The organism is Microcystis sp. M49636_WE2 (assembly GCF_030065375.1).
In the GTDB taxonomy this organism is placed as follows: Bacteria; Cyanobacteriota; Cyanobacteriia; order Cyanobacteriales; family Microcystaceae; genus Microcystis; species Microcystis aeruginosa_C.
Genome location: NZ_JASJFG010000490.1, coordinates 1 through 10,209, shown reverse-complemented (window position 1 = coordinate 10,209; position 10,209 = coordinate 1). Strand labels below are relative to the sequence as shown.

Sequence of the window (10,209 nt, the reverse complement as noted above, 5' to 3'; positions counted from 1 at the left end):
GGAAAATTGTCTGAGCAATTTTTTGATAATTGACCACTGTTACATTTGGTAAATCGAGGAGTTGATCAAAATTTATCCACATAACCCACCTCCTGTTCTGTTTTACTATTATACCATGCTCACACAGAACCTAGAAGAGCCAAGATTGGATAGTCAGAACACCATATTTCCCATAATTATTAGTGAGATATTGAGAGTTTCTTTGGAAGTCTTGCATTAACTCATTTACAAGATCACTGAGAATCAATATCAATTCAGATTCAACTTCATCCATTGACAGCCTGAATTCCTCAATTTCTCTTCGGTTGACATTTCTAACATCAGAATAGGAATTGAAAAACCAGAAGAAAAGATTGGAATTTAAGGCGGCAATTGCAATATCTTTCAATGCATTAGATGGTAAGGATAGAATCTTTAGTTCTGATGGCTCAATTACTTCACCCTGGACATTAGAGATTCTAGGAATAAAGTTATAAAATTGCACAAAATATCTAAGCTTTCTTGTGTAATAGATAATATGTTGACCTTGTTTAGAAAGAAATGTAGCTAATGACTTTTGCTCTGACATTCGCGTGAGTATATTAGCCTCTATTGCTGAAGATATCTTGGGGATTGAAGTCCCAACTAAATTTAATGAATTATTGTGCTTGACAAATTTGATTTGAGCAAAAAGATTATCTCTCTCTTCTGCGAGCCAACGCTTATACCCTTCAAGATGAGATGATGTCTGCGTCTCTTCATTAATTTTGTGCGTAAGCCAGATCGTCAAACGCTTCTCCACTCCGGTAAATAGTTTGGAAGGGCGTTCTGCAAAATTTAGGTTCCATGATATACATTTCTGACTCTTAAAAGACGTTCTTAAGGAGTCAAATCCATCTGTGCTTACAATGGAGACTGGAACAATCATACCAATCCATCCTTTTTTGAGTAAAAGGGTTAAAGAACGCTCCATCGTAAATGCATATAAATCTGCACAATCTATAGTTTTAAAGCCTCGAACTGTATAAATATTTTTTACGGTTTTGTACTCAACATAGGGTGGATTACCGATAATCACATCAAAGCCACCGCGATTGATGATGCTGTAAAACTCTACAAACCAATGAAACGGCTGATGACTTTCCTTCCATTTCTGAAAAGCCCCTGACTTTTTCGACAAACCCAACTCATATTCTTCCGCTAAATAGCGATCCAACTCCTCCCGCAATTGTGCCAAAGCCGCCTTTGATAACCGCTTAGATTCTGCAACTTCTGCACCCGCAATAGAATCTTGCACTTGCAGCGACTTAAACCGCTTAAACTCCATATCCGCCGCCGCCGCACCCTGCACAATCCGATTCAACACCCCATCATCAAAAATTAAACGACCTTGCCCGGTTTGGGTATCCCTTGCCATCGCCTCGCAAACTTCATTCAGCGACGCAAACCCCACCAACGTATTACCCAGCCGAATATTAAAATCAATATCCGGCAACGGTTCCAGTCCAAAGTTTTGCTTCTTGGGTTGGGGTTCCATCTGCGCCACCAGCTTCAGGAATAGCCGCAGCTTACAGATTTCCGTCGCTTCCTCCATGATGTCCACACCATAGAGGTTGTTGAGCATGATCGACTTCAGCACAAAATAGCGAAGATTAGGGTGCTTCGCCATCTCTGCCAGCACTTTGCGGAAGTATTCATAACGCGGTTTTGCCTCTGGTTCCTGTGAGAGCCTCAGATCATCCTCATCGACAAACCCCTGCATCCGTTCCAGACAAGCTGTATAGAGTGGCTCCAGAATATTCAACGCCGCAAACAAAAACGCCCCCGATCCACAGGTGGGATCTAACACCGAGACTTGTTCGATCGCTTGATACAATGCCTTCAGCAAATCCGAACTTTCGCAACTGGTGATCACATCCTGGGCGAATTGGCGAATATCTAGGTTGTGGGTAATCAGGTCATTGATCTGGGTAACTTCTCCCGCAGCCAGTTTTTGCCGCAGTGACCAACACCGCTTGCGCCGCGCCACATACTCCCGCCAGGTTTCTGTGGGTAGGGCAAATCCATCGGCAGCAGGCTTATTCCAGCTGCCTCGTTGCGAGACATCCTCAATGCCAGCGGCAATCTCAGTCGGGAGTTCGAGATCTACACCCTGACGAACCGCAGGATAGATGTAATGGTCAGGATTTTCCCGCAGCAACGCCCATACCGCCCCTTCTGGCTTAAACGCAACCTGACAGCCCTTCTCTGCTTGGTCAAACAAAAAGGGAAGAATCGTGTTCTTGCTGATGTATTCGGTGATGTCTTCCTTGGTGTAGTACGCCCCCATTTGCTTCTGGTTGATGTACTTCTCAAAGATGTAGCCCAGTACATCCGGGTTAATTTCGTTTTGGTTGCGAAGTGGTCTGTCGTCTAAGTGCCAGTCGTACTCATCAAAAAAGTTAAAGACTTGCTCAAACGCTGCATCGGGAATTTGCAGGGTGCTGTCATACTTTTCCTCCAACTGATGGACTTCAAACAAGCCGCCATTTAGATAGGGAATTTTGCCCAAGAGTTTGTCTAATTCAGGATTGCGATCGGGCTTGCCTAACCCCTCATGGAACAGCTTCAGCAAAAACTGTCGATAAAACGAATGAAACCTATCCTTTCCCCATTCTGCCTGACACCGTTTGAGCCGATTTCGCAAATAATTTATATCGCCATCCAGAAAGTTTTTCTTTTGGATGAAATAAACAAACATCAGCCGATTGAGCATCAGCGAAGCATACCAGATGCAATCAAATTCTGACTGAATACCTTGAATAAATTGAAGAAATTTCCCGTGTTCCTTTTCAAATCGGGTAAAGAATTTCTTGGTGACTTTCTCGACATCAAAAGCTTTTTTGACTCGCCCGGCGACTTCCACCAGGGTTAGCTTTTCCTCTTCCGCAAATGCGATCGCCAACGCCTCTAACTTCTGCAACAACCGCTCCGCCGACTGTCCCACCTGATATTGCTCAAATCGAGGGGCGAGGGGTTTTCCCAGTTCTTGCCGCACCCACATCCAAATTTGTTGGGTTTTGCCCTCATCGCCAAATACCAACAGGTGGGATTTGCTGTAGTCCGTCAGTTGGCGATCGAGCTTCACCCGAATCGGACGGGTTGGAATTTCTGGGGTGATGCACTTGAATACAGTGAAGCCGCGCTTTTGAGTAATAGAAACCACCTCAAAGGGTTCGCCATCCACCTCAAACGGTAACGTGACGCGATCAACCGTATCCCAGCCCAATTCTTCAATGAACAGAGACTCAAAATCAAACTTCTGGAGATACTTTTGGGCGCGTTGGCGATTCAGTGGCATAGAGTTAAGGGCTTGGAGAATTAATCAGCAATACATCTGGAAATATGATGTCAAGCCTAGTTCAAAGTCTGAGGAAAATTAGGGTCGAAAATTTGCTCTGGTGTGTACTGACAATCGGCGGGTAAATCTTGATCGTCCAAGGGCGTTTCGCGCACCACTAGATCAATCCCAGATTGATAAGCGTAGGCGATCGCCTCTTCTAGATAAGGCTTGAGGCTAGGGTTTGCTTGCATCAGTCTTTGAATCGCTCGTCGTTGTTCACGAATAGTAGCTTTCCAGCTTTTGCTACGGCGTTCGGGCTGGTAGTCCCACTTAAGAAGATGACCAAGCAAGATTGCTAAACGGTTCTCTAATTCTTGCCGCTGTTGTTTACCCAAAGATTCAATTTCCTCGACCAAATTCACAATATCTAATCCCTTAAAATCGCTTATTTGGAGTAACTTAGATTGCTCCAAAGTCCAAGCATAAAAATCTGTTTCATAGAGATTGGATCGCATCGTTTCTTCTCCTAAGTAGGTAGGCGTTAAAAGTTGTCAGATGCCCCCCTTATTAAGGGGGGATTAAAGGGGGGACTAAGGGGGGATCGGCACCCCCCTTATCAAGGGGGGATCAAGGGGGGATTAAAGGCAAAATCCATTTTTAATTTAATTATAACCAGCTACTTAGTTTCAGTCATAGGTTGTTTTCTCAACAGGGGGAAATACTGGGAACCTGCCTCTACTTTAGCCTCTAAATAATCCCATCGAACAGATAATTCGTGCTCCGTCTTGCCGTTCCTCCGGGTTGATCACACACAAAGCATCATGCTCCCGCAGAAATGTCACCAGTTTTGCCAACTGCTCATCACTGATGCCTGCTTTAAGTTCCCTGTTGAGACGAGCGACCGCATTTTGCTTTAACGGATGCTGGTTGATTTCTTCGATCGCCCGTGACCGGTTTTCCCATTCCGTCCCCATGGCCAGTAGAGGCGTGGTTTCACGGATCCGTTGGGTGTAGGCCATCAGGCGATCATAAGTCCGTGCCGCTGCACTGCGCTTATTGCCCAGGGTACCCGCCACAGTTTTGGTTTGCTCCGCGATCAGTTCCGCCCCCCGTGTCACGAGTTCATGGTGCTGGGGATGGCGGGGTAAGGTTGGGGTATCAATGCTGCATCGCGCCATACGGAGAATCCGCATCTGAGACTGGGTGACGCTGTTACCGTCCTTGTCCACCCATGCCAAAGCGTCGGTGCCGCTATCCGTGCGGAGGTACAACAACACACCCTCTGGATCAGATACTGTAGATTCATGCTCCCGTGTGGAGTACACCACATCGGGCAGTTTTTCGATCATCCCTTTCAGGGCAGGGTTGGCATCGATCGCACTTTGCCAGATCTGCAACGCCTCGGAGGTTAGATCCACCTCCCCTTCATCGGTTTCATCCAGCACCCCCGATCGCTCATTATAAAGATTTAGCAGCATCTCCCGCGCTTGTTCGTCCTCAAAAAAGGCTTCATCGGTGCCTACCACTTCTTGATTTTCGTTCAGGCGGTCGCGCAAACGTCCCCGCAGGTTAATCAGCCGCTCCACCCCCTCCGCAGGCAAAAACGAATAGCAGAGAATTTCGTCCGCCTGCTGCCCAATCCGGTCTACCCGTCCTGCCCGCTGAATCAGACGAATAATCGCCCAGGGCAAGTCGTAGTTGAGAATGATGGCACAATCTTGCAAGTTTTGCCCCTCACTCAACACATCCGTCGCCACCAACACCCGTAATTGCTCGGCTGCTGGGATGGATTTTTCATTACTGATGGGGCTAAACCGCCAAGCCAGAGCCGTCGGGTCAGTCGATTGTCCAGTCGCCAAACCAATCTGAGTGATGCCCTGGGCCTGCAACGCTGTTGCCAGATAGCGAGCGGTATCGGCAAACTGAGTGAAAATTAGCACCTTATCTGTAGGATGTTGCTGTTGAAGCAAATCTACCAATGCTACCAGCTTGCCATCCTCAACTGGTCCCACCAGAGCGGCATCGCACTTAAACTCACAACTTCAATCAATGTGCATGGTGCGTTCCCCAAAATCGATCGGTGGAGCAGTAAGACCCCCATTAGGGAACGCACCCTAGGGCTGGTTAGACAGTGACCCACGGATCAACTTAAACTGCTCAATGCCTGGATTGTAACCGTACCACCCTCGATTACATCAAGCTGCATCCGATAGCCGTAGAGTAAACCCATACCAACCAAAGGTTCTGTATCCGATTCGTTTATATCAATTCGCCGCAACTCTCCATCCCAAATAACTAAACCACGATACACATCGAAAATACAAGTGCTTCCATTCCCCAGGATTCCCTCTTCACGTCTATATGCGCGTAAGTTGAGATCGGCAAGCACTGAGGAAGGCAGAGTCAGAAAACCTGTAAATCCTGTATCAATGACAGCATCGATCATTTGCCTCTGTGAATCTAAATTGCCTACGACCAGTCGGATAGTCGCCTCACAGTTTTGATCAACAATTCCTTGCATCATAGAGTTATTGCAAACGACCGACACCAAAGCGATGAACTCCTCTATGACCAATCCGAACGCACCAGATTTGAGCGTCGGGGCAACGTTCTAGCAATCGGTCTGAAGCAGTCATCGTATCCTTTGCTAATTCAAAGGCTCCTGTCTCAATATCGATCGCCACAATTTTGCCATAGTTGCCTTCCTCGACTTGGGGACGTACCTGAGATTGATAAATCTCATTACCACGTCGAGCGAATTCTTCTTTACTGTAGCGGGGTTGTCTAACTGTCATTGAAGCGACCCTGGGGCGACTTTTGCCCCTCTATTTTAACCAAACATTGGGAATCTTCCCTAACATTCCTCAACTAGGCCCACCAGAGCGGCATCGTACTTAGACTCACAGCTTCAATCCATGGGCATGGTACGTTCCCCAAAAATCTATTGGTGGAGCAGTAAGACCCCCATTAGGGAACGCACCCTACAAGACTGGCGATCTCACTTGAAAAAGGTGCGTTACACGCGCGTTTTCGCACCCTACAAGAGCGGCATCGCACTTAGACGCACAGCTTCAATGAATAGACATCTCCAAAAATTACAACCTAGTCACAGCTTGCTTTTGTCCTGTGTACTAACCAAATCGTTCGATGGCTAGAATGTATATCTATCGTTGCTAATTCAATTTTACTGAAAAAATATGAGGCAATTAAAATCATTTTTATTCGGGTAGATTCCTTAACTAGATAGACTTTTGGTCTTGAGATAATACTATGGAGATGTCTAATGAACTAAAAATAAATTTTCAGATACGAGAGAGATAGTCTAAAATAATCGCCATACAAACAAGATAAACAAAAATTATTCCAATTTTAGTTACAATTGGGAATGAGCAAAACAGGGTAAAAACAATTGTCACAACACTTATTAAGAGCGCAAATATTGCTTTAATTTTTTTCACAGTTGACAAATTACTTATTATTCAAGGAGTTGGCGTATCTGATGAGTTTGATGGTGCCAATTGGTGGAGAGGAGGATTAGGCTTTGCTTCTGATTTAGCAAGATTTTGAAAATCACCTAATATAAAAGTGCTCATTATTGCCAAAAAAGCTAGTATCCATAAAGTCACTGGTCCAGATGTACCAGTAAACTTTAAATTAGCAAACTCAAAAGATAAATCGCGCCCAGTTACAATCTCAAGTGTTAGAACAATCGTAAAAGCTGTAACAGATGAAAATGCAACAGCGCCAAACAATGCAAAGCTTGGATGAATAGGAGAGTTCCAATACATTCGCCAACCAATAATAACCGAAATTCCAATAAAAATCCAAGTAAAGGTAAATGCTATTACACCAATAAGCCATAGAGGTACTTTTGGACGTTTTATAGGGTCTTGATCTTGAATATTTTTAGGAGTTGAATGATCACCTTGTTGGTCTTGTTGACTCATATTTTGTTGGTTTATAGTTATTGTTTGCGATCCCTAGCCTGTTAGCCAGATTAGTTTACTGCAAACAATCTCCTTTAAGGAGACTGATCACAGAATCCTTCCAGAATTTTAGCAAAGATTCTTAGATATGACTGCACTTTGTCACAAAATTTTACTATTATTTTGACAACTCTCAATGGTTGGAGAGAAAACATTGATCGCCAAGTCTGGTCAATTTTTGTCCAACGCATTTCAGGAAATGACCTAAATAAGTAGCTAGAGATAATTAATTACACATATTTAACCACCTCTTGCCTATTCTAACCAAGAAATTAATTTTGCACCACTACTTATTACTTAATTACTGCTTATTTTGTAATTTTATCACTAATTCGTGGAAAGGTTGCCAATCATCGTTATAAGTAATTGCCTCCCAAACCGATTCGATTAGCGGTCTAAGTAAAGCGGTTTTAGGATTATAATGCGTTAAGGTGTCGTCAATTTCAGACAAGGAATCTAGGGGTAATTGATTTAAGACCAAACTATATAACTCTCGCCAACGTTGCCAATCAGCTTTTGGTAAATCCGTATTTTCAAGAATTAGGGAACTATTTTCTCGCCAACCGTAATTAAATTGTTCACTTAATTGATAGAAAAAGTCGTGATAACCCAGGTCAGTTTCTTGGAGAACTTCCACAGTTTTGCTGACCAGTAAAGCGGATTCGGGAGTAAAAATATCCTCAAAACCTAACTTTTTGAGCATCATTTTTTGATAATAAAAATTGTAATGCTGGTCATAGTTAGCCAAAGCCATATCTAACTCTAACAAGGAGATGACCATCGACAGGGGAGATTGCAGTAACTCTAGATTTAAACGACAGATAAAAGGCTGATTACCATAACTATAACGGCCACCGTAGTCGAAATAAGCCGCCGTAAATTGGGGGTTATAGGAAGGAATAAAAGCGTAGGGACCATAATCGAAACTTTCCCCAGTAATTGACATATTATCGGTATTAAGAACCCCATGACAAAAACCTGCGACCATCCATTGGGCTGCTAATTTAGCGGTTCTTTCGATTAAAGCGGCGTAAAATTTTAAATAGCGATCACTATCTTGGGGATTGATTTCAGGATAATAATAAATAATCACATGATCGAGGAGTCTTTTAATTAAATCGCTACGTTTAATATGAAATAAACGCTCAAAAGTCCCGAAACGAATATGAGAATTACTAACTCGAATCATCACCGAAGATCGCGTCGGGGAAGGTTCATCGCCGCGCCAGAGAGCTTCCCCCGTTTCCACCAAACTCAGACAGCGAGAGGTATTCACCCCTAAACTGCGTAAAGCTTCCGCGGCTAAGACTTCTCTGACTCCACCCTTGAGAGTTAACCTACCGTCTGCATGACGAGAATAGGGAGTCCGTCCCGATCCTTTCGTACCAAAATCGTATAATTTGCCATCAATACCCCTAACTTGACCGTAGAGAAAACCGCGACCATCTCCCAAGAAAGGATTATACTCGCCAAATTGATAACCGTGGTAACGCAGGGCCAAAAAGGGGGTCAGGGATTGAAATTTACCAAAAGCCTCGATAAAATGCTCATCTAAGGTTAATTCTGGCTGAATTCCCACCAAAGGTAATAAAGCATCATTGCGAAAACGAAGGATATGACTGGGAAAATCCGCAGCCGCAACTTGATCATAGTATTGGTCCCCCAAGTCCTGCATGGCGCTTTCGTAAGGGAGACTGAGAAAGGGATTGGTGAGATGGTCTGTCATAGTGGTGGTGTCGATCGAGCGTTGAGGCGATAAAGTGATAAAGATAGCCAAAAAATTTTCCTACTGAGACTATCAAACAGCGATGCCCGATTCTATTATGTATCAAGGGGACTATTTTCTTGTCCTTGAGGCCGATCAACCTGAACAATTCCAGACTCCCGACCAGTTGCGGGATAAGTTAAAAGATTTAATCAGCGCAAAACCGGAGATTTGTCCCCGACAATTGGCAAAATTCTCTAGTTTTGAGGAAAAATCTCTCTATCTGCGCGATAATTACTGCGAGTTGGACCTGGGTGAGGAGGGTTATTTACAATGGTATCTAGTGCGTTTGGAAAAATAAGGAAACCCATTATTAAGTAGTTAGGTGTTAAAAACTGTCAGACACCCCCCTTATCAAGGGGGGATTAAGGGGGGATCCATCTTCAATTTAATTATAACCAGCTACTTAGTTATTAAGGCAGAGGCAATCAGAGCAATTATCTTTTTAACTTTTTACTTTCTAACTTGACCATTATGGGAGAAATAGAAGATTTACTGGCACAAATGAAGGCAGAATACCAGAAACGGGATCAGGAAAAACCGATGCCGTCCCCTTCTTCTCACCAAGAAAAAGATCGTTACCCAGACGAATTTAAGGTTAATTATGCTGGCGATTCTGCTACCGATGCGCTTTTAAAAGCTTTAGCCTTAGAAAACCAAGAAAGGCAACAACAGGAGGCAGCGGAAAAAGAAAAAGCAGCGGCATTAAAACAGCAGCGTAAGCGAGAAGCTTTAACTAGAAAGGCGAAGCAATGGTTAAATAAATTAGATGCCAAATCGGAGGAAGGACGCTGGTTTGAGGAGTTTTCCTATAGCTACGATTCTCCTTTAGAAGCGGCGATCACCTATCTAGAAGCTTTGGGAGAAGTGGATATTTATAAATGATCAGGTCTAATTTAAAGTTGTGGGTAAATTGGCTGCGTCAAAAACTTGATTATGCCACCAAATATTATCACCGGCTATAATATTTGTGCCGTAACGAGGGACGATGCCATAAACAGTGCCGGGGTCATAACCCAAAGCTTGACTGATGAGATTGTAGAGACGTTGTAGATCAAAACCCCGGGGGTCACAATGGGGATATTTTCCTTGATTAATCAGAAAACTATCCACGGCAAAATGGCTGACAATTTGCGGTAATTGTCCCGTTTGTAAGG

The 10,209-nt window shown here is 43.9% G+C and carries 9 protein-coding genes and 1 pseudogene; 2 read left to right on the top strand and 8 right to left on the bottom strand.

The window, feature by feature from the left end; genetic code table 11:
* Window positions 1-130: 130 nt before the first annotated feature.
* From PX484_RS11505 to PX484_RS11475, 7 genes are all read right to left on the bottom strand, one after another.
* Complete coding sequence (locus tag PX484_RS11505) at window positions 131-3,319, bottom strand: Eco57I restriction-modification methylase domain-containing protein (RefSeq protein WP_287764976.1); 3,189 nt, start codon at window positions 3,317-3,319, stop codon at window positions 131-133.
* A 56-nt stretch (window positions 3,320-3,375) separates the two neighbouring features.
* Complete coding sequence (locus PX484_RS11500; protein WP_002799947.1) at window positions 3,376-3,816, bottom strand: DUF29 domain-containing protein; 441 nt, start codon at window positions 3,814-3,816, stop codon at window positions 3,376-3,378.
* Between the two features lie 225 nt (window positions 3,817-4,041).
* Window positions 4,042-5,280, bottom strand: a complete 1,239-nt coding sequence (locus PX484_RS11495; protein WP_288103902.1) for a helicase-related protein — start codon at window positions 5,278-5,280, stop codon at window positions 4,042-4,044.
* A 164-nt stretch (window positions 5,281-5,444) separates the two neighbouring features.
* Entirely contained in the window at window positions 5,445-5,825 is a 381-nt protein-coding gene (locus PX484_RS11490) for a clan AA aspartic protease (RefSeq protein WP_287664728.1), read from the bottom strand.
* Window positions 5,826-5,829: 4 nt separating this feature from the next.
* The gene (locus tag PX484_RS11485) at window positions 5,830-6,096 is read right to left on the bottom strand and encodes a hypothetical protein (RefSeq protein ID WP_002765250.1); all 267 of its coding nucleotides are present in this window, start codon (window positions 6,094-6,096) and stop codon (window positions 5,830-5,832) included.
* Window positions 6,097-6,780: 684 nt separating this feature from the next.
* On the bottom strand, window positions 6,781-7,248 hold the full coding sequence (locus PX484_RS11480; RefSeq protein WP_287664724.1) for a hypothetical protein: 468 nt from the start codon (window positions 7,246-7,248) through the stop codon (window positions 6,781-6,783).
* 340 nt (window positions 7,249-7,588) lie between these two features.
* Window positions 7,589-9,013, bottom strand: a complete 1,425-nt coding sequence (locus PX484_RS11475; RefSeq protein WP_409786507.1) for a protein adenylyltransferase SelO — start codon at window positions 9,011-9,013, stop codon at window positions 7,589-7,591.
* Between the two features lie 82 nt (window positions 9,014-9,095).
* On the opposite strand from PX484_RS11475, the gene PX484_RS11470 reads away from it, so the two are divergent.
* Window positions 9,096-9,353, top strand: a complete 258-nt coding sequence (locus tag PX484_RS11470; protein WP_287764983.1) for a CRR7 family NDH-1 assembly protein — start codon at window positions 9,096-9,098, stop codon at window positions 9,351-9,353.
* 173 nt (window positions 9,354-9,526) lie between these two features.
* Window positions 9,527-9,937, top strand: coding sequence for a salt stress protein, Slr1339 family (locus PX484_RS11465; protein WP_002799982.1), 411 nt, complete (start codon window positions 9,527-9,529; stop codon window positions 9,935-9,937).
* A 6-nt stretch (window positions 9,938-9,943) separates the two neighbouring features.
* On the opposite strand, the pseudogene PX484_RS11460 reads toward PX484_RS11465, so the two are convergent.
* Window positions 9,944-10,209: pseudogene (locus tag PX484_RS11460) on the bottom strand (hypothetical protein); the annotation flags it as partial.